The 22,027-nt window shown below is 56.3% G+C and carries 27 protein-coding genes and 1 tRNA gene; 9 read left to right on the forward strand and 19 right to left on the reverse strand.

Going from position 1 to position 22,027, the window contains the following annotated elements; translation table 11 throughout:
- Nucleotides 1-6: 6 nt before the first annotated feature.
- The 9 genes from fdx to trmJ form a co-directional block, all read right to left on the reverse strand.
- On the reverse strand, nucleotides 7-348 hold the full coding sequence (gene fdx / locus FJD38_RS04925; protein WP_047273851.1) for an ISC system 2Fe-2S type ferredoxin: 342 nt from the start codon (nucleotides 346-348) through the stop codon (nucleotides 7-9).
- A 3-nt stretch (nucleotides 349-351) separates the two neighbouring features.
- On the reverse strand, nucleotides 352-2,214 hold the full coding sequence (hscA, locus tag FJD38_RS04930) for a Fe-S protein assembly chaperone HscA (protein WP_146384170.1): 1,863 nt from the start codon (nucleotides 2,212-2,214) through the stop codon (nucleotides 352-354).
- Nucleotides 2,215-2,264: 50 nt separating this feature from the next.
- Nucleotides 2,265-2,786, reverse strand: coding sequence for a co-chaperone HscB (gene hscB / locus FJD38_RS04935; RefSeq protein ID WP_146384172.1), 522 nt, complete (start codon nucleotides 2,784-2,786; stop codon nucleotides 2,265-2,267).
- A gap of 8 nt (nucleotides 2,787-2,794) precedes the next feature.
- Nucleotides 2,795-3,118, reverse strand: a complete 324-nt coding sequence (gene iscA / locus FJD38_RS04940; RefSeq protein WP_122784845.1) for an iron-sulfur cluster assembly protein IscA — start codon at nucleotides 3,116-3,118, stop codon at nucleotides 2,795-2,797.
- Between the two features lie 67 nt (nucleotides 3,119-3,185).
- Nucleotides 3,186-3,572, reverse strand: a complete 387-nt coding sequence (gene iscU, locus FJD38_RS04945; protein WP_003443374.1) for a Fe-S cluster assembly scaffold IscU — start codon at nucleotides 3,570-3,572, stop codon at nucleotides 3,186-3,188.
- A gap of 95 nt (nucleotides 3,573-3,667) precedes the next feature.
- Nucleotides 3,668-4,882: an IscS subfamily cysteine desulfurase gene (locus FJD38_RS04950; protein WP_146384174.1), complete on the reverse strand. Its 1,215-nt coding sequence runs from the start codon at nucleotides 4,880-4,882 to the stop codon at nucleotides 3,668-3,670.
- A 49-nt stretch (nucleotides 4,883-4,931) separates the two neighbouring features.
- The gene (gene iscR / locus FJD38_RS04955) at nucleotides 4,932-5,423 is read right to left on the reverse strand and encodes a Fe-S cluster assembly transcriptional regulator IscR (protein ID WP_122784847.1); all 492 of its coding nucleotides are present in this window, start codon (nucleotides 5,421-5,423) and stop codon (nucleotides 4,932-4,934) included.
- 263 nt (nucleotides 5,424-5,686) lie between these two features.
- The gene (gene cysE / locus FJD38_RS04960; RefSeq protein WP_146384176.1) at nucleotides 5,687-6,463 is read right to left on the reverse strand and encodes a serine O-acetyltransferase; all 777 of its coding nucleotides are present in this window, start codon (nucleotides 6,461-6,463) and stop codon (nucleotides 5,687-5,689) included.
- 2 nt (nucleotides 6,464-6,465) lie between these two features.
- A complete protein-coding gene (gene trmJ, locus FJD38_RS04965) occupies nucleotides 6,466-7,236 on the reverse strand; it encodes a tRNA (cytosine(32)/uridine(32)-2'-O)-methyltransferase TrmJ (protein WP_122784849.1) in 771 nt (256 codons plus the stop codon).
- Nucleotides 7,237-7,380: 144 nt separating this feature from the next.
- On the opposite strand from trmJ, the gene suhB reads away from it, so the two are divergent.
- Nucleotides 7,381-8,196, forward strand: a complete 816-nt coding sequence (gene suhB, locus FJD38_RS04970) for a type III secretion system regulator SuhB (RefSeq protein ID WP_122784850.1) — start codon at nucleotides 7,381-7,383, stop codon at nucleotides 8,194-8,196.
- Between the two features lie 82 nt (nucleotides 8,197-8,278).
- Here the strand turns inward: suhB and FJD38_RS04975 are convergent, their stop codons facing one another.
- From FJD38_RS04975 to queA, 6 genes are all read right to left on the reverse strand, one after another.
- On the reverse strand, nucleotides 8,279-8,806 hold the full coding sequence (locus tag FJD38_RS04975; RefSeq protein ID WP_146384178.1) for a glycine zipper 2TM domain-containing protein: 528 nt from the start codon (nucleotides 8,804-8,806) through the stop codon (nucleotides 8,279-8,281).
- A 120-nt stretch (nucleotides 8,807-8,926) separates the two neighbouring features.
- Entirely contained in the window at nucleotides 8,927-9,841 is a 915-nt protein-coding gene (gene secF, locus FJD38_RS04980; protein ID WP_122784852.1) for a protein translocase subunit SecF, read from the reverse strand.
- 9 nt (nucleotides 9,842-9,850) lie between these two features.
- Complete coding sequence (gene secD / locus FJD38_RS04985; protein ID WP_122784853.1) at nucleotides 9,851-11,719, reverse strand: protein translocase subunit SecD; 1,869 nt, start codon at nucleotides 11,717-11,719, stop codon at nucleotides 9,851-9,853.
- A gap of 66 nt (nucleotides 11,720-11,785) precedes the next feature.
- Nucleotides 11,786-12,124 (reverse strand): preprotein translocase subunit YajC, encoded by a 339-nt coding sequence (yajC, locus tag FJD38_RS04990; RefSeq protein WP_003443398.1) that lies wholly within the window; start codon nucleotides 12,122-12,124, stop codon nucleotides 11,786-11,788.
- 42 nt (nucleotides 12,125-12,166) lie between these two features.
- Complete coding sequence (gene tgt, locus FJD38_RS04995; RefSeq protein WP_122784899.1) at nucleotides 12,167-13,282, reverse strand: tRNA guanosine(34) transglycosylase Tgt; 1,116 nt, start codon at nucleotides 13,280-13,282, stop codon at nucleotides 12,167-12,169.
- An 11-nt stretch (nucleotides 13,283-13,293) separates the two neighbouring features.
- Nucleotides 13,294-14,355 (reverse strand): tRNA preQ1(34) S-adenosylmethionine ribosyltransferase-isomerase QueA, encoded by a 1,062-nt coding sequence (gene queA / locus FJD38_RS05000; RefSeq protein ID WP_131652254.1) that lies wholly within the window; start codon nucleotides 14,353-14,355, stop codon nucleotides 13,294-13,296.
- A gap of 106 nt (nucleotides 14,356-14,461) precedes the next feature.
- On the opposite strand from queA, the gene FJD38_RS05005 reads away from it, so the two are divergent.
- The 5 genes from FJD38_RS05005 (at nucleotide 14,462) to FJD38_RS05025 (ending at nucleotide 16,660) form a co-directional block, all read left to right on the forward strand.
- Nucleotides 14,462-14,546: transfer RNA gene (locus FJD38_RS05005), tRNA-Leu, on the forward strand.
- 371 nt (nucleotides 14,547-14,917) lie between these two features.
- Entirely contained in the window at nucleotides 14,918-15,097 is a 180-nt protein-coding gene (locus FJD38_RS05010; protein WP_146384180.1) for a type II toxin-antitoxin system HicA family toxin, read from the forward strand.
- Between the two features lie 40 nt (nucleotides 15,098-15,137).
- Entirely contained in the window at nucleotides 15,138-15,545 is a 408-nt protein-coding gene (locus FJD38_RS05015) for a type II toxin-antitoxin system HicB family antitoxin (protein WP_146384182.1), read from the forward strand.
- Nucleotides 15,546-15,909: 364 nt separating this feature from the next.
- Entirely contained in the window at nucleotides 15,910-16,200 is a 291-nt protein-coding gene (locus tag FJD38_RS05020) for a DUF3077 domain-containing protein (protein WP_146384184.1), read from the forward strand.
- A 130-nt stretch (nucleotides 16,201-16,330) separates the two neighbouring features.
- Entirely contained in the window at nucleotides 16,331-16,660 is a 330-nt protein-coding gene (locus tag FJD38_RS05025) for a hypothetical protein (protein ID WP_146384186.1), read from the forward strand.
- On the opposite strand, the gene FJD38_RS05030 is transcribed toward FJD38_RS05025, so the two are convergent.
- Nucleotides 16,661-17,050, reverse strand: coding sequence for a c-type cytochrome (locus tag FJD38_RS05030; RefSeq protein WP_146384188.1), 390 nt, complete (start codon nucleotides 17,048-17,050; stop codon nucleotides 16,661-16,663). It lies immediately after the preceding gene.
- Nucleotides 17,051-17,237: 187 nt separating this feature from the next.
- Between FJD38_RS05030 and FJD38_RS05035 the strand changes: the two genes are divergently transcribed.
- Entirely contained in the window at nucleotides 17,238-17,936 is a 699-nt protein-coding gene (locus FJD38_RS05035; RefSeq protein WP_122784858.1) for a pentapeptide repeat-containing protein, read from the forward strand.
- On the opposite strand, the gene FJD38_RS05040 is transcribed toward FJD38_RS05035, so the two are convergent.
- Nucleotides 17,937-18,554, reverse strand: a complete 618-nt coding sequence (locus tag FJD38_RS05040; protein ID WP_122784859.1) for a LysE family translocator — start codon at nucleotides 18,552-18,554, stop codon at nucleotides 17,937-17,939.
- 137 nt (nucleotides 18,555-18,691) lie between these two features.
- Here FJD38_RS05040 and FJD38_RS05045 point away from each other — a divergent pair, with 137 nt between their 5' ends.
- Entirely contained in the window at nucleotides 18,692-19,144 is a 453-nt protein-coding gene (locus tag FJD38_RS05045; protein WP_122784860.1) for an Lrp/AsnC family transcriptional regulator, read from the forward strand.
- Between the two features lie 96 nt (nucleotides 19,145-19,240).
- On the opposite strand, the gene FJD38_RS05050 is transcribed toward FJD38_RS05045, so the two are convergent.
- A complete protein-coding gene (locus FJD38_RS05050; protein WP_122784861.1) occupies nucleotides 19,241-20,164 on the reverse strand; it encodes a LysR family transcriptional regulator in 924 nt (307 codons plus the stop codon).
- A 116-nt stretch (nucleotides 20,165-20,280) separates the two neighbouring features.
- Here FJD38_RS05050 and FJD38_RS05055 point away from each other — a divergent pair, with 116 nt between their 5' ends.
- Nucleotides 20,281-21,171 carry an SDR family oxidoreductase gene (locus FJD38_RS05055; protein WP_122784862.1) on the forward strand — a complete coding sequence of 297 codons (891 nt, stop codon included), beginning with the start codon at nucleotides 20,281-20,283 and terminating at the stop codon, nucleotides 21,169-21,171.
- An 85-nt stretch (nucleotides 21,172-21,256) separates the two neighbouring features.
- Here the strand turns inward: FJD38_RS05055 and FJD38_RS05060 are convergent, their stop codons facing one another.
- The gene (locus tag FJD38_RS05060) at nucleotides 21,257-21,958 is read right to left on the reverse strand and encodes a CerR family C-terminal domain-containing protein (RefSeq protein ID WP_122784863.1); all 702 of its coding nucleotides are present in this window, start codon (nucleotides 21,956-21,958) and stop codon (nucleotides 21,257-21,259) included.
- Between the last annotated feature and the right edge of the window lie 69 nt (nucleotides 21,959-22,027).

Consider the following 22,027-nt stretch of genomic DNA (forward strand, 5'->3'; position numbering starts at 1 on the left):
TCCTTATCAGTGCGGCGCTTCAGCAGCATGGTTAAGGGAATATTTCGGAATCTCGACCGTCAGGTCTTCAGTACCGACCTTGGCCTGACAGCTCAAACGAGAGTGAGCTTCAAGACCCCAGGCACGATCCAGGTAGTCTTCTTCCAGCTCATCAGCTTCTTCGAGCGAGTCAAAGCCTTCACGAATAATGCAGTGACAGGTCGTGCACGCACAGACACCACCACAAGCACTTTCGATTTCGATGTGATTGTCATGGGCCACTTCGAGAATGGACTTGCCGGTCTCAGCCTCTACGACCATACCGTCCGGGCAATGCTCGGCGTGTGGCAGAAAAATGATCTGCGGCATCAGTTATTCCTCGATTTCATTCAGGTTGCGCCCAGACAGGGCGGCTTTGACCGTCAAATCCATACGACGGGCAGCAAAGGCATCAGTTACTTGCGACAGACGCTTGGTCTGCTGCTCGATGGCGTAACCATCTGTGCCTTTCATCAATTCAGACAATTCTTGCATTTGCGCTTCGATGACCATGCGCTCTTCAGCGTCCAGCAAGCGATCACCGTCAACCTCCAGTGCTGACTGCACAGCCTCGATCAGACGCTGCGCATCGACCTGCTGTTCGCGCAGCACACGGGCCACCTTGTCATCACCGGCGTACTGGAACGAATCTTTGAGCATCTTGGCAATTTCGCCATCGGTCAGGCCGTAAGACGGCTTGACCTGAATGCTCGCTTCAACGCCCGAGCCCAGCTCGCGAGCGGCGACGCTGAGCAAACCATCCGCATCGACCTGAAAGGTCACACGAATTTTTGCAGCACCGGCCACCATCGGCGGAATACCACGCAACTCAAAGCGTGCCAGAGAACGGCAATCGCTGATCAGTTCACGCTCGCCTTGCAGCACATGAATCATCATGGCCGTCTGACCATCTTTGTAGGTCGTGAAATCCTGCGCACGGGCCACTGGAATCGTGGTGTTGCGCGGGATAACCTTCTCCATCAAGCCGCCCATGGTCTCAAGACCGAGCGACAATGGAATCACGTCCAGCAGCAACAACTCGCCACCTTCACGCTTGTTACCCGCCAGCGTATCGGCCTGGATCGCAGCACCAATGGCTACCACTTGATCCGGGTCGATATCGGTCAGCGGCTCACGGCCGAACATGGCTGCCACCGCTTCACGCACACGCGGTACGCGGGTCGAACCGCCGACCATGACCACGGCCTGAACGTCTTCAATTTCGATGTTGGCATCGCGCACGGCGCGCCGGCAGGCTTTGAGACTGCGGGCAACCATGGGCTCAATCAACGCATCAAAAGCCTCGCGGGTCAGCTCTGAACGCCACTCACCAAACGTGACCGCTACAGAAGATGCATCGCTAAGCGCTTCCTTGGCAGCGCAAGCGGCCTGAAGCAAAGCGCGCTGAGTGCCGGGGTCAAGATCAGCGGACAAACCCGCCTGCTCAATGATCCAGCCCGCAATCGCATGATCGAAATCATCGCCGCCCAACGCGGTGTCACCACCGGTGGCCAGCACTTCAAATACACCGCCGGTCAGGCGCAGGATCGAAATATCGAACGTGCCTCCGCCCAGGTCGTAAATAGCCACAACCCCTTCAGCCGACTGATCCAACCCGTAAGCCACGGCCGCTGCGGTTGGCTCATTGAGCAAACGCAGCACATTGAGGCCCGCCAATTTGGCAGCATCTTTAGTGGCTTGACGCTGAGCATCGTCGAAATAGGCCGGAACGGTAATCACCGCACCCACCAATTCCCCGCCCAAAGTCTTTTCAGCACGCTCACGCAGCACTTTCAGAATATCGGCAGACACTTCAACCGGGCTTTTAGGCCCTTGCACGGTGTCGATAAACGGCATATGCGACTCACCGCCAACAAAGCGGTAAGGCAACTGCTCACCCAATTGCTTGACGTCAGACACACCGCGCCCCATCAAACGCTTGACCGACAGGATGGTATTGAAAGGGTCGCTTGCGGCTGCCAGACGCGCCGACTCACCAACCTCGACGCGATCAGCGTGATAGCGAACGGCAGACGGCAAAATGACATTGCCATTTGCGTCAGCCAAGGGCTCGGAAAGACCGCTGCGCAATGCAGCGACCAACGAATTGGTAGTGCCCAAGTCGATCCCCACAGCCAGACGACGCTGGTGCGGTTGAGGACTTTGGCCGGGTTCGGCGATCTGCAGTAGGGCCATCGTAATCAGGACTTATCTGTAATCAGGCGTGCCATCAGGGAAGCACGGAGTTAATCGTCGAGGCGCTCTTCTAGCTGGCGCACTTCGTAAGAGAGCTTGTCCAGGAACTGCATGCGGCGCATCAGACGTTCGGCCTGCTCGCGTTGCGCAGCGTCATCCCAACAAGCAGCGAAGCTGTCGTTCAGGTGATCCTGAGCGACTTTCAGTCGACGCTTGAATGCTGCAATACCCGCCATATCGGCGCTGTCCTGCAAATCTTCAAGTTCTTCGCGCCACTGCATTTGCTGCATCAGAAACTCGGGATCATGCACCGTGACTTCCAGCGGCAACTCCCCACCCTTTAACGCGAGCAGGTAACGCGCACGCTTGGACGGGTTTTTGAGCGTCTGATAAGCCTCATTGAGGCTAGCCGACTGCTCCAGCGCCAGGCGCTGCTCGCGCTCGGAAGCATCAGCAAAACGATCCGGGTGAACACCGCGTGCCAACTCTCGATAGCGCACAGCGAGCTGATCGAGATCCAGAACGAAACTCGGTTGCAGCTCAAACAAAGCAAAATGACAAGGAGTACCCACGACTAGCCTCAGATGTTGAAGCTTTCGCCGCAGCCACATTCGCCACGTACGTTAGGGTTATTGAACTTGAAGCCTTCGTTCAGGCCTTCCTTGACGAAGTCCAGCTCAGTTCCGTCCAGGTAGGTCAGGCTCTTCGGATCAATGATCACTTTTTCGCCATAGGTTTCGAAGACCTGGTCTTCTTCACCCACTTCATCGACAAACTCCAGCACATAGGCGAGACCGGAACAGCCTGTGGTGCGAACACCCAGACGAATCCCCTCACCTTTGCCGCGCCCGTCAAGGGAGCGGCGAATGTGTCGAGCAGCCGCTTCTGTCATGCTGATAGCCATCGTGACTCCTTACCTTTTGCCAGTCTCTTCACCACGCTTGCGCCATTAAAGGCGCAAGCCATGCGGATCAGATCAAACCTTTCTTCTGCTTGTAATCGCGAACAGCCGCCTTGATGGCGTCTTCTGCGAGTACCGAGCAGTGAATTTTCACCGGAGGCAAAGCCAGTTCTTCGGCCAGTTGAGTGTTTTTGATGGTCTCTGCTTCATCCAGAGTCTTGCCTTTCATCCACTCAGTTGCCAGGGAGCTGGAGGCAATTGCCGAACCGCAACCATAGGTCTTGAACTTGGCATCTTCAATGATGCCCTGCTCGTTAACCTTGATCTGCAAACGCATCACGTCGCCGCACGCAGGCGCGCCAACCATGCCGGTGCCGACATCCGGGTCTTCCGCGTCCATCTTGCCGACGTTGCGCGGGTTCTCGTAGTGGTCAATGACCTTTTCGCTGTAAGCCATGGTACTAATCCTCACTCATCAGAGAGTCGCTCTTGAGACGCTGTAAACGCTGCTTTCGCTGCGCTTACAGCGGCTGTCTACGGCGACTTGAAATATCAGTGCGCCGCCCACTCGATTTTCGAGATGTCGATGCCGTCTTTGTACATGTCCCACAGCGGCGACAGAGCGCGCAGCTTGGTAACGGCCTCGCACACTTTCTGCGCGGCGTAGTCGATTTCTTCTTCGGTGGTGAATCGGCCGAAGGTGAAACGGATTGAGCTGTGCGCCAATTCGTCATTGCGGCCCAAGGCACGCAATACGTAGGACGGCTCAAGGGAAGCGGAAGTGCACGCCGAACCGGACGAAACAGCCAGATCCTTGAGTGCCATGATCAGCGACTCGCCTTCAACGTAGTTGAAGCTCAGGTTCAGGTTGTGCGGTACGCGGTGAATCATGCTGCCGTTAACGTACAGCTCTTCAAGGTGTTCAACCTGCTTGAAGAAGCGATCGCTCAAGGCCTTGATTCGAACGTTTTCAGCGGCCATTTCTTCTTTGGCAATCTGGAACGCTTCGCCCATACCCACGATCTGGTGGGTGGCCAAGGTGCCCGAACGCATGCCGCGCTCGTGACCGCCGCCGTGCATGGCAGCTTCAATACGTACGCGCGGTTTGCGACTTACGTAAAGAGCACCGATGCCTTTAGGGCCGTATGTTTTGTGAGCCGAGAAGGACATCAGGTCGACTTTCAGCTTGGCCAGGTCGATTTCAACCTTACCGGTAGACTGTGCCGCATCAACATGGAACAGCACGCCGCGCGAGCGCGTTAGCTCACCAATGGCAGCGATGTCGTTGATGGTGCCGATTTCGTTGTTCACATGCATGATCGACACCAGAATGGTGTCATCGCGCATGGCTGCTTCAACCATGGCAGGGGTGACCAGACCGTCTTCACCCGGCTCGATGTAGGTCACTTCAAAACCTTCACGCTCCAGCTGACGCATGGTGTCGAGAACAGCTTTGTGCTCAATCTTGTCGGTGATCAGGTGCTTGCCTTTGGTGGCATAGAAATGCGCTGCACCTTTGATTGCCAGGTTGTTGGCCTCGGTTGCACCGGAGGTCCAGACAATTTCACGCGGGTCAGCGTTGACCAGATCAGCGACCTGACGACGACCGTTCTCAACCGCTTCTTCAGCTTTCCAGCCGAATACGTGAGAGCGCGAAGCCGGGTTACCGAAGTTCCCGTCAACCAGCAAGCAGTCGCTCATTTTTTGAGCAACACGCGGATCAACCGGGGTAGTGGCTGAGTAATCAAGGTAAATGGGCAATTTCATGGACTATCTCCTAAATCAGGCTGGCTGGCGCACCGTCGTTTTTATGCAATCACTCGACGGCGGACGCTTCGATCTTATCCAGGTGCGGCGCTTTGCCATTACAGCGGCGCTGATCCTGACGCTGGGCTACTTCTTGTACCTCACGGCGAGTAACAAGATCAGCCAAGCTGATACCGCTGAGAAATTCGTGGATTTGCAGGCTCAGGTCGCACCACAAATGGTGGGTCAGGCACGTGTCGCCGGCATGGCAGTCGCCAAGCCCCTGGCAACGCGTGGCATCGACAGATTCGTTGACCGCGTCAATCACTTGGGCGACCTGAATACCCTGCATGTCTCGCGACAGCCGATAGCCACCGCCAGGCCCGCGCACACTGGAAACCAGGCTGCTGCGGCGCAATTTGGCGAACAATTGCTCAAGGTAGGAAAGAGAAATGCCTTGGCGCTCGGAAATATCAGCCAGGGACACCGGCCCGTGCTGTGCGTGCAACGCCAAATCAAGCATTGCAGTAACGGCGTAACGGCCTTTTGTAGTCAGTCTCATGGACAGGTACCACGGAATTCGGAATGGAGGCGAGTATGCTATTCCCGACCATTTAAGTCAACTATTAGACCTAGCACTTTAGTCGGGATTACCCGCAAAACAGCGGCCGCATTGTAGCAGCATCTGCGACGTAATGGCACATGAGCCACAGCAAACGCACCGCTCAACATCGCAGACTTCCGTAGGGGCTGCAGGAATTTCCTGCAGCCCAAAAAGCACGATCGCTTCGCGCTCGATCGCAGCCTGCGGCAGCGGCTACAAGCCTAGACGGCCTGGCTGTCGTCCTTGCCTTTGACGCAGGCGAAGTCTTCTTCACGCAGTTCAGGCAAATCCTGCGCGCAATAGGGACTGCCCAAATCTTTCAGAGCACCACACATACCATCGAGCTTGCCATCTACCGCCTGAAGATGATCCAGCAACTGAGCAATCGCTCGCGCCACCGGATCCGGCATGTCTTCGCCCACACCATAGGCATCAAAACCGATCTTTTCAGCCATCGCCTTGCGCTTGGCTTCAACCGCATCGTCACTTTTGACAATGATACGACCCGGAATACCGACAACCGTCGCCCCGGCTGGCACCGCCTTGGTCACCACCGCATTGGAACCGATCTTGGCGCCAGACCCTACCGTAAATGGCCCCAGCACCTTGGCACCGGCACCGACCACCACGCCATTTTCCAGCGTTGGGTGACGCTTGCCTTTATTCCAGCTGGTGCCACCCAGCGTCACGCCCTGGTACAACGTCACGTCATCACCGATCTCGGCGGTCTCACCGATCACAATGCCCATGCCGTGATCAATAAAGAAACGGCGCCCGACTTTGGCCCCCGGATGAATTTCGATACCGGTCAACCAGCGCCCGAAATTCGACACCAGGCGCGCCAACCACTTCCAGCCCGCCCCCCACAATACTGCTGACAAGCGGTGAATCCAGATGGCGTGCATGCCCGGGTAGCAGGTCAGCACCTCAAAAGCATTTCGCGCTGCAGGATCTCGATGAAACACACTTTGAATATCTTCACGCAGACGCTCAAACATGATCAATCCTTGCGCTTGAGCAGCTCACCGCGGGCTGCTTTTTGGGTTTCAGTGAGAATGCCACGCAAAATATTCATCTCTGCCCGGCTGATCGAACTGCGCCCATAGAGCCGGCGCAAACGCGCCATCAAGTGGCGCGGCTTTTCGGGATCCATAAATTCAATGGCGACCAGCGTTTGCTCCAGATGCTCATAAAATCGCTCCAGCTCATCCATAGTCGCCAGCTCACCACTTTTAGTGGAGGCCACTTCTTCTTTTTCGACCTTGCTTGGCTGCCCCTGAGCGGCCAGCCAGGCCATGCGAATCTCGTAGCTCAACACCTGCACAGCTGCACCCAGATTCAGGGAGCTAAACTCTGGATCCGAAGGGATGTGTACATGAAAGTGGCAACGCTGCAGCTCGTCATTAGTCAGACCAGAGTCTTCACGACCAAACACCAAGGCGATCTCTGCACCATTAGCCGCCTCAGCCACAACTTTTTGCCCACACTCACGGGGGTCCAGCAGTGGCCAGGGAATACGGCGATCACGCGCACTGGTACCCAGCACCAGATTGCAGCCCACCAACGCATCTTCCAGGGTGGCCACGACTTGCGCATTTTCAAGAATATCGCCCGCCCCAGAAGCACGCGCATCGGCTTCATGGTGCGGAAATACTCGGGGCTCAACCAGCACCAGCCGTGACAAGCCCATGTTTTTCATGGCGCGCGCAGCACCACCGATGTTCCCGGGATGGCTGGTATTAACCAGAACGACACGAATATTAGGCAACAAAGGAAGCGCTCACAGGCCAGCAAAAGGGAGCAAATCTTACCTAACGAAAACGCCATAAGCTACGAAAGCTAACGCAAACCTTCATCTACCAAAGTTTTCTGATAGAATATTCGGCTTTCTTTAACAACCTTAGGTGAAACGTCCATGCAGCCCATGCTGAATATCGCGCTGCGCGCCGCCCGCAGCGCCAGTGAATTGATTTTCCGCTCCATCGAGCGCCTGGATACCATTAAGGTTGACGAAAAAGACGCCAAGGATTACGTCTCTGAAGTCGATCGTGCGGCCGAACAGAAAATCATCGACGCCCTGCGCAAGGCTTACCCGACGCACGGCATCCTCGGTGAAGAAACCGGCCTGCACCCAGGCAGCGGTGAAGGTGAAGACTACCTGTGGATCATCGACCCACTGGATGGCACCACCAACTTCCTGCGCGGCGTTCCACACTTCGCCGTCAGCATCGCCTGCAAATACCGCGGCCGCCTTGAGCACGCCGTGGTTCTTGATCCAGTTCGCCAAGAAGAGTTCACCGCCAGCCGTGGCCGTGGCGCTCAACTGAATGGTCGCCGCCTGCGTGTCAGCGGTCGCACCAGCCTGGAAGGCGCATTGCTGGGTACGGGCTTCCCGTTCCGCGACAACCAGATGGACAACCTCGAAAACTACCTGGGCATGTTCCGTAGCCTGGTTGGCCAAACTGCCGGCATCCGCCGCGCAGGCGCAGCCAGCCTGGACTTGGCTTACGTGGCCGCTGGTCGTTTCGATGCATTCTGGGAGTCGGGCTTGTCCGAATGGGACATGGCCGCAGGCGCACTGCTGATTCAAGAAGCAGGCGGCCTGGTCAGCGACTTCACCGGTAGCCACGATTTCCTTGAAAAAGGCCACATCGTTGCTGGTAACACCAAGTGCTTCAAAGCAGTTCTGACGGCTATCCAGCCTCACCTGCCGGCTTCGCTGAAACGCTAAGCGAAACCCGCAAACAAAAAAGCACCCTTGCGGGTGCTTTTTTTTGGCTTGCAGTTTCTGAGCCGAAACTACAATACCGAACTTAATTCAAAATCAGCTTGCCCTGCTTATCCACGGCAATTTCACTGCCAGGCTCACGATCCATCCGGACCTTGCCTTCCTTGCCATTGAGGGAATAACGCACGTCATAACCAACGACCTTCTCACTGATGTCGTTGACAGTATTGCAGCGTGTTTGGGTCGTGGTGTAGGTATCGCGGTTCTGCATACCTTCTTGAACCTTGTTACCGGCATAGCCACCGCCCACCGCACCGGCAACCGTAGCGATCTTCTTGCCGCTACCGCCACCAATCTGATTGCCCAGCAAACCGCCCGCGACCGCACCGATCACGCTACCGACGATTTGATGCTGATCCTTGACTGGCGCTTGTCGCGTCACAGCCACTTCTTTGCATACTTCTCGCGGCGTTTTGATCTGCTGATTGACTGGAACAACCGCCAACACCTGCGCAGCATCAGGGGATTTAACCAAGCTGTAGGTGGCAAAAGCACCTCCGGCAGTCACACCGACAGCACCTAAAACAGCGCCTACCAGCAAAGATTTGTTCACGCGAACCTCCAGACCATCACACGTGGGAACAGTCCCACACCAATCCTGATGTTGGAGCATAAAAAAAGGCGTGAGTTCAATACTCACGCCTTTTAGTCACAGCTTTTAGATGATTAACCGTTAAGGACGGTCATCCACCTCTTTTTCGCTCGCCGCTGGCGGAATCAAATCCTCAGCACTGAGGTTCAGCCAGATCAGCACGACGTTGGCGATGTAAATCGACGAGTAAGTACCCGCCAACACACCCACGAACAAGGCAATCGAGAAGCCCCAGAGGTTGTCGCCACCAAAGATCAGCAACGCAGCGATCGCCAACAGGGTGGAGATGGACGTTGCCATGGTGCGCAGCAGGGTTTGCGTGGTCGAGATGTTGATGTTCTCGATCAGGCTGGCCTTGCGCAGCACCCGGAAGTTCTCCCGCACCCGGTCAAATACCACGATGGTGTCGTTGAGCGAGTAGCCGATGATAGCCAGTACCGCTGCCAACACCGTCAGGTCGAAGGTAATCTGGAACCACGACAGCACGCCCATGGTGACGATCACGTCATGCACCAGGGACACAATGGCGCCCACCGCAAACTTCCACTGAAAGCGGAAAGCCAGGTAAAGCATGATGCCGCCCAGCGCCATCAGCATGCCAAGGCCGCCCTGGTCGCGCAGCTCTTCACCCACTTGCGGGCCCACAAACTCAACCCGCTTGATCACCGCAGGGTTGCTGGCATCTGCCTGCCCCAATGCTGCGGCAACCTTGTTGCCGAGCAACGGATCATCGCCGGGCATACGCACCAGCAAGTCAGTGGTCGCACCAAAGCTCTGCACTACCGCGTCATGAAAACCTGCCGTAGCCAGCTCATTACGCACCTTGGTCAGGTCAGCTGGCTTCTCGTAGGTCAGCTCGATAAGCGTACCGCCGGTGAAGTCCAGGCCGTAGTTCATGCCCTTGTGGAACATGCTGAACAGTGCCAGCAAGGTGAGCACTACAGTGACGCCGAACGCAACGTTGCGAACGCCCATGAAGTTGATTGTACGTAACATGGCAGCCCCTTAAATCCACAACTTCTTGAAGTCCCGACCGCCGTAGATCAGGTTGACCATTGCGCGGGTCACCATAATGGCCGTGAACATCGAGGTAAAGATCCCGAGGGACATGGTCACCGCAAAGCCTTTAACCGGCCCGGTACCCATGGCAAACAGAATTCCGCCAACCAGCAAGGTTGTCAGGTTGGCATCGACAATTGCCGTGAATGCCCGACTGAAACCTTCATTGATTGCCCGCTGCACAGTCATGCCATTGGCGATCTCTTCACGAATCCGCGAGAAGATCAGCACGTTGGCGTCGACCGCCATACCCATCGTCAAGACGATACCGGCAATACCCGGAAGGGTCAGCGTTGCACCCAGCAGCGACATCAACGCCAGCAGCAAGACCATGTTGACTGCCAGCGCCACTGTCGCAATCAAACCGAAGAAACGGTAGATGGCGATAATGAACAGCGACACAAACAACATGCCCCACAACGATGCGTGAATACCCTTGGTGATGTTGTCAGCACCCAGGCTCGGGCCAATGGTGCGCTCCTCAGCGAAGTACATCGGCGCGGCCAGACCACCGGCACGCAACAGCAAAGCCAGCTCGGAAGCCTCACCCTGGCCATTCAGGCCGGTAATCCGGAACTGACTGCCCAATGGCGACTGAATGGTCGCCAGACTGATGATCTTCTTCTCTTCCTTGAACGTCTGAGTCGGCACGTCCTTCTCAACACCATCGACCACTTGCTTGGTGTACGTCGTCACCGGCTTTTGCTCGATGAAGATAACCGCCATGCTGCGACCCACGTTGCTGCGAGTCGAACGACTCATCAGCTCACCACCATGCCCATCAAGCTTGATGTTCACCTGCGGACGGCCGTGCTCGTCAAAGCCCGCCTGAGCATCGGTCACCTGATCACCCGTGATGATCAGACCACGCTCGATTTGCGCGGAAGGGCGATTGCCCTCGCGGAATTCGAATGTCTCGGAAGTGGCTTTGGATGCGCCCGGCTCGGCTGCGAGACGGAACTCCAGGTTGGCCGTCTTGCCCAGAATACGCTTGGCTTCGGCGGTGTCTTGTACGCCCGGCAGCTCAACCACGATGCGGTTGGCACCCTGACGCTGAACCAGAGGCTCGGCAACACCCAACTCGTTGACCCGGTTACGGACCGTTGTCAGGTTTTGCTTGATGGAATATTCACGGATTTCCGCCAGCTTGGCCGGGGTCATCGCCAGACGCAGAACTGGCTGACCATTAAGGTCCGCTGTCGTTACGTCAAAATCATTGAAGTTCTTGCGGATCAGGCTACGCGCTTGCTCAAGGACAGCTTCATCAGTGAAACCCAGCTGAATGGCACCATTGAGTTGCGGCAGGCTGCGATAACGCACCTTCTCTTTACGCAACAAGCTTTTGACATCGCTTTCGTACACTTTCATACGTGCATCGACAGCTTTGTCCATGTCCACTTCCAACAGGAAGTGCACACCACCCGACAAGTCCAGACCCAACTTCATTGGGTGAGCACCCAGGCTACGCAACCATTGCGGCGTAGTCTGTGCCAGGTTGAGCGCGACCACATAGTCGTCCCCCAAAGCCTTGCGCACGACTTCTTTGGCTGGCAACTGGTCGTCTTTCTGTTCCAGACGCAGCAAACCGCCTTTGCCGTTCTGAGCCAACGTCGCAGCCTTGACGGCAATACCGGCATCCGTCAGTGCTTTGCTTGCACGATCCAGATCAGCTTGAGTGACCTGCAACGCTGTGCTTGCACCCGAAATCTGGATCGCCGGGTCATCAGGGTACAGATTGGGAGCGGAATAAATAAGACCGATCGCCAGCACCGCCAGGATCAGTATGTATTTCCACAGAGGGTATTTGTTCAGCATCAATCACGCCGCCCGCTTAAAACGCGGGGCGCCTTGCGCGCCCCGTCGATTGTTAAAAGTTGAAACTTAGATCGCTTTCAGCGTGCCTTTAGGCAACGTGGCTGCAACAGAGCCTTTCTGAATTTTCAGCTCGACAGTGTCAGACACTTCGATCACAACAAATGCATCGGAAACCTTAACGATTTTGCCGGCAATGCCGCCAGTCGTTACGATTTCGTCACCTTTTTGCAGGTTACCCAACAGGGCTTTCTGCTCTTTGGCGCGCTTGGCCTGTGGACGCCAGATCATCAGATAGAAGATGACCAGGAAACCCACCAGGAAAATCCATTCAAAACCACCACCCATAGGGCCAGCAGCGGCAGGTGCAGCAGCGTCCGCGAAAGCGGAAGAGATGAAAAAGCTCATTAAGCACTCCAGTTGCATTGTTGTTTCTTAAAGGTCGTAAATTCAGTCCAGGGGCGGCACAGGAAGCCCGCGCTTGGCATAGAAGGCGTCGACAAAGGTGGCCAATGTACCCTGTTGAATAGCCTCGCGCAAACCAGCCATGAGCACCTGATAGTGCCGCAAATTGTGGATGGTATTGAGCATGCTTCCCAACATTTCACCGCACTTGTCCAGATGATGCAGATAAGCGCGGGAGAAGTTCTGGCAGGTGTAGCAATCGCAGGTCGGATCCAGCGGCGAATCATCATGGCGATGGAACGCATTACGGATCTTGATCACACCCGTATCGATAAACAAATGCCCGTTGCGGGCGTTGCGGGTTGGCATCACGCAATCGAACATGTCCACTCCGCGGCGCACACCCTCAACCAGATCTTCTGGCTTGCCAACCCCCATAAGGTAACGAGGTTTGTCAGCAGGCATCATCGCTGGCAGGTAATCCAGCACCTTGATCATTTCGTGCTTGGGCTCGCCCACCGACAAACCGCCAATAGCCAGACCGTCAAAACCGATCTTGTTCAGGCCTTCGAGCGAGCGTTCGCGCAGGTTCTGGTGCATGCCACCCTGAACAATACCGAACAAAGCTGCGGTGTTATCACCATGAGCGTTCTTGGAGCGCTGCGCCCAGCGCAACGACAGCTCCATGGACACGCGCGCTACATCTTCATCCGCCGGGTACGGCGTGCACTCGTCGAAAATCATTACGACGTCGGAGCCAAGGTCACGCTGAACCTGCATCGACTCTTCCGGCCCCATAAACACTTTGGCGCCGTCTACCGGGGACGCGAAGGTCACGCCCTCCTCCTTGATCTTGCGCATGGCGCCCAGGCTGAACACCTGGAAACCACCCGAGTCAGTCAGGATCGGCCCTTGCCACTTCATGAAGTCATGCAGATCGCCATGCTTCTTGATCACTTCAGTGCCTGGGCGTAGCCACAGGTGAAAAGTGTTGCCCAAAATCATCTGCGCGCCGATGGCTTCAATATCACGCGGCAGCATGCCCTTGACCGTGCCATAGGTGCCCACAGGCATGAAGGCCGGGGTTTCAACCACACCACGGGGGAAGGTCAAACGACCGCGACGCGCCTTGCCATCAGTGGCAAGCAGCTCGAATGACATACGACAGTTGCTCATGCTTGATCCTCCGGGGCCGGGGCAGGAGCCGTCGGCGCAGGATTGCGGGTGATGAACATTGCATCACCGTAACTAAAGAAGCGGTACCCATGCTCAACCGCAGCCTTATAGGCCGCCATGGTTTCGGGATAACCGGCGAACGCCGAAACCAGCATCAACAGCGTGGATTCCGGCAAATGAAAATTGGTCACCAGCGCATCGACCACATGAAACGGTCGACCGGGGAAAATAAAGATATCGGTATCACCACTGAAGGGCTTGAGCACTCCATCACGTGCTGCGCTCTCAAGCGAACGAACACTGGTGGTACCCACCGCAATCACGCGACCGCCACGTGCACGGCATGCGGCTACGGCATCCACTACGTCCTGGCCGACCTCCAGCCACTCCGTGTGCATATGGTGATCTTCAAGACGCTCAACCCGTACGGGCTGGAACGTACCCGCGCCCACATGCAGGGTCACAAATGCAGTCTCGACACCCTTGGCGGCAATAGCCTGCATCAACGGCTCATCGAAATGCAGACCTGCCGTGGGGGCAGCTACTGCGCCCAGGCGCTGAGCGTAGACCGTTTGATAACGCTCGCGATCCGAACCTTCGTCCGGGCGATCGATATAAGGCGGCAACGGCATGTGCCCGACACGGTCCAGCAGCGGCAACACCTCTTCGGCAAAGCCCAGCTCGAACAACGCATCGTGGCGCGCCAGCATCTCGGCTTCGCCGCCGCCATCAATCAGGATTTTCGAGCCTGGCTTGGGCGACTTGCTGGAGCGTACATGCGCCAGCACCCGATGACTGTCGAGCACCCGCTCAACCAGAATTTCCAGCTTGCCGCCCGACGCCTTTTGGCCGAACAAACGGGCTGGAATTACCCGGGTATTGTTAAACACCATCAAATCGCCTGAGCGTAAATGCTCAAGCAAATCAGTAAATTGACGATGTGCCAGTGCCCCGCTCTCCCCATCAAGGGTCAGCAGGCGACTGTTGCGGCGCTCCGCCAAAGGATGGCGTGCGATGAGTGAATCAGGGAGCTCGAAAGTAAAGTCAGCAACGCGCATGATAGGTTTCGTCTAGCAGGGCCGGGGAGTTTAACGGACTTAGTAAAAATAGACCAATAAGTTGTTGACCGACCTCAACCTCATCTCTATACTTCGCCGCCATTGAGCCCTGATGGCGGAATTGGTAGACGCGGCGGATTCAAAATCCGTTTTCGAAAGAAGTGGGAGTTCGAGTCTCCCTCGGGGCACCAAACAAAGATCTCAAGGTGCCGCTCAATGCACCTTGAATACAAAAAAACCGGCCACTAGCGCCGGTTTTTTTGTGCCTGCGATTTAGCTCTGTCTCCCCTCGCCTTCGATCCGGGGCATTGAAGCCATTCACTGGGCAAAAGCACTGTGTGCCACTTCAAACATTCACTCCGATATTTCGTCGTGACTTCTGGCTTGCGTGAAAGCTTAGCGGTCATCGAAAAGCTAATGCCGAACGCTTACAGCATTAATTCAAAGCCGACCCGCAACCAGCCAACGGCATGCTTGATAGAAGCCCCTCGACGAAGCCAATGATGGAAATTGCAAGTTTGGTGGTTATACTAACCACCAATCCGGACTGCAGGAAGGCGATGTGAATAGCCGACAGCTGATAAGCACTCTAGAAGCTGACGGTTGGTATCTGGTAAGGAGCAAGGGAAGTCATCACCACTTCAAGCATCCAACGAAGCCGGGACTGGTCACGATTCCTCATCCGAAAAAAGATCTACTGACCAAAACAATTAACAGCATCTTGAAACAAGCCCAGCTCTGATGAGCCGGGAGCTGCACCAAGTCCGATGGAGGGCCAGGTAATGCTTTACCCAATTGCGATTCGACCCGGTGATATGCATCACGCATGGGGCGTGGAAGTCCCCGATATACCAGGATGTTTTTCTGCGGGGGATGATCTTGATGACGCGATGGCCATGGCACGCGAGGCCATTGAAGGACACCTGGAGATTTTGGCCGAGGATAACGCCAGGATCCCTGTAGCAACCAAGGTAAGCGCTCATGTGGCAAATCCCGATTACAAGGATTGCATCTGGGCTGTAGTCGATATCGATATCACCAAATATCTTGGCAAGGCTGAAAAGCTGAACATCACCCTACCTGGATACCTGCTGAACCGTATTGATGAGTACGTGAAGCATCATCCAGAAGAAAAAAGTCGTTCTGGATTTTTGGCATCAGCGGCATTAAAGGTCTTGCAGCAAGCGTAGACCGGCAGGCAATAGTCGGTTTCCTGACAGGGTTGCAGTTTTGAAATTCGAGCGGTAATCTCCGCCGGTCGCTGCATATTCAGCGAACGACCTTGGCGGGTCGAATGATTTCAGGCGCAACAGCGCCATAGACTTAATCGCGGGCGCTTTTTTTATGCTCGCGATAATGCGTTATGGCGGGTTGTGCAGGAGCACCTTCGGGTGCGCCGGGTTCCTGAATCACCGGTCCGCCAATCTTGCGCAACTCGCCACCCTTTTCTGCTTGGCGGCAGATCGCGGTGGCTCCAATGATTCGGGAGCAACACCACATGACTACCCTCAATCTGTCCAAAATTCGCACCCTTGCTGCAAAAGGGGGTGTGCAATGAGTCCTTCGCCCTTGATGCCTACCGTTGGCGGCGCCACGTTTGGCAAGTGCAACGCTCAGGATCAACGCCTGTTTTCGGTCAACGCCGGGGTTTCGAGCCTTGAAGCCCTCGAACATGCCTCACTGCTCATGAACTGCATCAATACCCTCTCGTTTATGGGGGCCGTCGATGATGGCAACCAAGCAACCGCCATGCGCTGGGCCTCTCACTATCTCAGCGAGATGGCCAAAGCGCTGATTGATGACGTGACTCTAGGGCTGCAACACGCCGGGGAGGGTGATCTATGAGCTCACGGACCTCGGGGCGCCCATCACCCGACGCTCGCTCACGTCACGCGCGCTGTCGGCGAGGACTTTTTTTTAACCCCCAGAACAGCGATGATCGCCGCCCCGCTTCTGACCCACTGGAACCCGCCCCATGGATTCGCCTCTGGAAACCGTCGCCCTGTACGCCCTCAAACTGGCTTATGAGCCCGAAGGTTCAAGCCCGCTGTTGCGCGACGATCCGGCAATGGCTCAATACCAGCGCGAAGTCTTTGCCCTGCTGCTGCGCAACGGCGATGTCGAGGCCATTCAGCTCAAGCTCAATCAATGCCTTGAGGTGGCGCTGATTGCCCTGGGCGGCGCGGGGACTGTGATGGGCAGGGAGCTGAACAAGCTCTCCGCTCAGGTCGCTGATGCTCAGACGCTCGAACAACTGCACCTACCGTTGGCTCATCTCAAGGACTACTTGAAAGCCATTCAGTGATCAGTGGTCTTGAAATTGCTCGATGTACGCCAGGATGTTGTCGATTTTTTCCGGGTCACTGATGCCCCAGAAAATCATTCGGGTGCCCTTGACCACTTTCTTGGGTGCCTCGATATAGGCCGCCAGTTTGTCTCGCGTCCACACCACGCCGGAATTTTTCATGGCGTCTGAGTACAGATAGGTCGGTGAAGTGCCGGCCGCGCGCCCTATCACGCCATTGAGCTGCGGGCCAAAACCGTCCCGCGCGTTTTCGCCAATGCTGTGACAGCCTCCGCACATTTTGTTGTACAGCTTCTCGCCTGCCTCGGCATCACCGGCGGCCAGAGCTGCGGCGCTGTTAAACAAGGCAGCGAGGCTTAGAACAGCGGTCAATAACAGCGTTTTTTGCATGAGTGCTTCCACATTCAGGTATCTGACCAAGCGGCAATCTTACAGGGCCTTGATTCGGTCAGCGCACGCAAAACGCTGACTCGGATCAAGGATTCTTGCTCACAAAGCGCGCCCATGATCAATATTGATGATTCGCGTTCGTTGACCCACTATGGTCTCTGTTCATCTGAACCCATTGCGAGGCGTCATGCTTTCTGAAAACGATTACGTCACCGTTGACGCCACTGAATTGGGCGAAACGGCCCTTGCGGACTTTATTAAAGACGCTCGCCGTCCAGTTCGCTTTCAGGGCATCGATTTCAGCGGGCAAGACTTGTCCCGACTAAACCTGAGCAGCTCACGTTTTGAGCGCTGCCTCTTTGGCGACACCAATCTGACGGCGGCTGACATTTCCAATACGCACTGGCAAAGCTGTCGAGCAGCCCAAGCGGTGTTTCGTTCTGCCACGCTGGAAGAAGCGGTATTTGTTAATTGCGACCTGAACAATACCCTTTGGCAACGCAGCAAGCTGGCCCACGCATTATTCGAAGGCTGTAAATTAACCGGGGCCAATTTTGTAGATAGCTCTACATTGGGGCTCGTGTTCAAAGACTGCGTGTTGCGCAGTGCCATCCTGTCGGGGCTGTCCTTCTACAAGACTGAGCTGCACAACCTGGATTTCGCCGAAGCCGACCTCAGCTATTGCGACTTTCGCCAAGCAGTCTTTGTTGAAGGCGGCAGTCTTTCCCTGGCTCGGGTCAACAATGCGCGTTTTGATCAGGCTGACTTGCGCGAAGCCAGCCTGCACGGGCTACACCTCACCGACGCCAAACTGTTCAAGGGCGCGATTATCTCCAAATCTCAAGCCGGTATGCTGCTTGCCGGTCTCGGGTTGCACGTCCTGTAATCAATGCATCACCTGCTCAGCCAGCAACACCAGCGCAATGATCGCCATCAACACTCCAGACACCCGGCTGACGGTTCTCGCAGCACTGGGCCGGGTCTGCAATACCGCTTGAGCGCTGAAGCCCACCAACAGATAGACCACCGCACAACTCACCGCATGCAAAGCGCCCAAAGCCAAAAGTTGGGTGGGTATCGGCCATGTCGATAACGGGTCTGTGAACTGCGGCAACAGAGCCAGAAAGAGCAATAAAACCTTGGGGTTCAGGCCACTGACACAAGCGCCCTTCCAGACCCAGCGAAACCAGGAATCGGCAACGTGCGCCTGCCCTTCTTCGGGCGCTGACGGCTGCCGGACCATCGCAATGCCCAGCCACAGCAGATACAGAGCACCGGCCAAGGTGAGCAGCGACATGACCACCGGGCTTTTGGCCAGCAACGCGCCCACACCCGCCGCCACCAACAGCGTTGCCAGCAAGTGCCCCGAAAGCAACCCGGCAACGGCTGGTGCGACGCGTCGCTCGCGCATACCGGCTGAAATGGCGTAAGCCCAATCAGCGCCCGGCGTAATGATGAAGAGAAACGACACCGCCCAAAAGGCGGCCACAATGCTGAGAGTCACGGGATGTCTACCTTCTAAGCGCCAAGTGCGTTACACCCGTTTTGGCGAACGCTATGAGTAGAAGAATAGGGAAATGCTGATAGGATTATCTTTCGTTTATACCAATGCCACCTAACATGGCTGGAAGGTTCTTCTGTATGGATCGAATTGACCGAAAGATTCTTGCGCAGCTGCACGCGGACGGCCGGCTTTCTCTCACCGAACTGGCTGAGCGGGTAGGTTTAAGCCTTTCACCCTGCCATCGACGGGTACGGGCGCTGGAAGAATCAGGGGTGATTTTGGGGTATCGCGCACTGTTAGCGCCCAAAGAGCTGGGCCTTGGATTTTCAGCGATTGTGTTCGTGACGTTGCGCGAAGTGACACGCCAGGCGATTACCGACTTTGAGGCCGCGTTGCTGGACGTCGCGCAGATCGTCGAAGCGCAGCGGCTGTTTGGCGACCCGGACTACCTGCTGCAAGTCATCACCAAAGACCTTGCTGCGTTTCAGCAGCTCTATGATGAGTCCCTGACCTCACTGCCCAACGTCCAAAGGCTGGTGTCAACGCTGGTCATGAAAAACGTCATCAATGACCGGGTGTTGCCCCTGTAGCCGCTGCCGCAGGCTGCGATCGGGAGCGGGGTCTTAGGTGTATCCGGTTATACGGCGGCGTTGCCGCCGATCGCAGCCTTCGTTCCTCGGCAGCGGCTACAGCGTCTGTATACCGCCGGCCAACCCCTGTGCCAACGCATCGAGCAAAACACGCACTTTGGGCAGATCCTGACGATTTTTTGGCCACACTAGATGGATCGGCAACCCCTCACTGGCCAAATGCGGCAGCACCTCGACCAAAGCGCCGTCAGCCAGTGGTTGCTTGATCAGCCAGGTTGGCAACTGGGCAATACCGCACCCGGCCACAACCGCCATCACCTGCCCTTCGCCGTCGCCCACGATGTACCGGGCGGGCATGACCCGTCGCTCAATCTCGCCCGGCCGGGTACCCGCAAAACGCCACGGGCTGACCGTTCCGTCTGCCAAGCCATAAGCGACACACTGGTGATGCTCCAAGTCACGATCAGTCGCAGGTGTGCCGTGGTCGCTCAGATACGACGGGGCAGCACAAAACACATGCCGCTCACTGCCCAGGTAACGATGCTCCAGCGTCGCCGGCCAGACCTGTGGGCCACCCACCCGCACCACAATATCGACGCCCTCTTCCACCGGATCGATAAAGCGATCCGAAAAAGAGATATGCGGCAACAACAGGTCATGCGCCTGCACACAGCGCAGAATCACCGGCAATGCCAACAAGCGGCCGAACGCTGCTGGCAAATCAATGCGCACTCGCCCCCGCGGCTCAGTGTTTTCCACATGCAAGGCCAGCTCGGCCTCTTCCAGTTCAGCCAAAACCCCGGTACAGGTTCGATAGAACGCGCTGCCCGCATCGGTCAGTGCCAAGCGCCGTGTTGTGCGTTCAAACAAACGCACCTGTAACCGGCCTTCAAGACGGGCGATAGCTTTGCTGATCGCCGACGCCGTCAAATTCAAGCGCTCGGCCGCAGCCCGAAAACTGCCTGCATCCGCGACACAGACAAACACATCAATGCCTTTCAAGCGCTCCGAAGAAAACATACCCGGCACCTATTCATGAATTCAGTTCACGTGATTGAGTAAAAGGTATCGCAAATACGCACTCATTTCCCCAGTAAGCTGGTTTGCTTCTACTTATTCACAAAACAGGCTGATCGATGACTTCGCAAAAACCCACGGTTTTAATCACCGGCGCCACCGGCCAGATTGGCGGCGATACCCTGCGCAACCTACTGGAAGATGACAGCATCACGCTGGTGGCGGCCGTACGTTCTGCAGCCAAAGCCAAACCTTTTGAAGCACTGGGCATCCGCACGGTCATGCTCGACTTCGACAAGGAAGAGACACTGGCACCGGCCTTACAGGGCATCGACCGCGCCTTGCTGGTTACCGGCTATACCGTGGACATGCTGCGCCAAAGCAAAGCGTTTCTCGATCAAGCGAAAAAAGCCGGTGTGCAGCACATTGTGCATTTGGGCGCTTGCGGGCGGGACGACACCACCATCGGCCACTGGGCCTGGCACCAGTTTGTAGAGCGCTACATCGAATGGTGCGGCTTCTCGTTCACCCACTTGCGCCCCGAGTGCTTTATGCAAAATCTGCTCAGCTACGATGGCACCCAAGCCGTTAAAAACGGGGTGATCGAGCAATACACCGGCGACGCACGCTTTAGCTGGGTGGACGGCGAAGACGTTGCCCGCGTTGCTGCGCAGACCCTGCTGCACCCACACAAGCACGCAGGCAAAACGTATCGCTTGGGCTACGACGTGCAATCCTACGGGGACATCGCCGCCATCATGACCCGCGTGCTGGGTCAGCCGTTCCGCTATGACGCCCAATCGCCGGATGTGTTTCTGGAGAACATGCGCGCAGCCGGGGCCGAAATGGCTTACATGACCTGCGTACACGACAACTTCACCCGCATGGCCGCACGGCAGATCCCCGGTGTTGAAGAAACCTTCGACAACTTCCCTGAGATCACCGGCCGCCAGCCTGTGCGCTGGGAAGACTTTGTGCAAAAGCACCGCAGCGCGTTCGCCTACACCTGAAACCTGTTGCAAGAGGTGCGAATCAAACGCATCAGGCGATAAACGCCCTACGCCCGGCAGACTTCAAACAGAATGCTGCCAGCAGCTAGGGCGTTTTGATCAGTCCACGCAGCAAGGTTTCGGTCTGCTCGCGCACGATCTTCATCAGCAATGCGTACCGCTCTGGCGTTAACGCGTCCCAGCCCAGTGACTTGAGGGAGCTGTTACGGGTCAGGTGAAATGGCAGCAACTGGCCGGTCAGCGTCATGGAGCGCAGGCTGCACTCTTCATCACTCGCCCCCGGGCCCATTAGCCGCGAGATGATGCCGCTGGTCACACCAATGATGCGCTGGCCAATTCGCTGGCTAACCACCTCTTCATTCGCACTGGGGCCCAAGCCTGCCTGTTCGCGTGCGTAAAATTTACGCCAGCTATTGGTGCGATTGGAGAGCAGCATGAATTCAGCAATCTTGCTCTGCACCGCGCAGAAGGTCTCAATCAGTTGTTCACTGTCCGGTCGCCCACCCAATTGGGCTTGAGCCGCTTCGATGGTGGGTGCCAGATAGTCCCAAATGCGCTCGACCATGTACTCGGTACAAGCCCGGTAGACCCCTTCCTTGTTCTTGAAGTAGTAATTCAATGCCGGCGCATTCACTCCCGCCAGCTCGGCAATATCGCGAGTGGATGCACCGTCGTACCCCCGCTCGCCAAACAGGTTCAATGCCGCTTCGATTATCCGTGCACTGGTTTCATCCCCACACGTGTAGCCGCCTTCGCTGGCAGGTCTGCGCCGGTGAATGGTGGTCATGGGTCTCTCCTTGATCGATGAATTCGCAAGTTTGCCTGAATTTATATCGATTGACATAATTTTACCAAT

This window comes from Pseudomonas saxonica (assembly GCF_007858365.1).
In the GTDB taxonomy this organism is placed as follows: Bacteria; Pseudomonadota; Gammaproteobacteria; order Pseudomonadales; family Pseudomonadaceae; genus Aquipseudomonas; species Aquipseudomonas saxonica.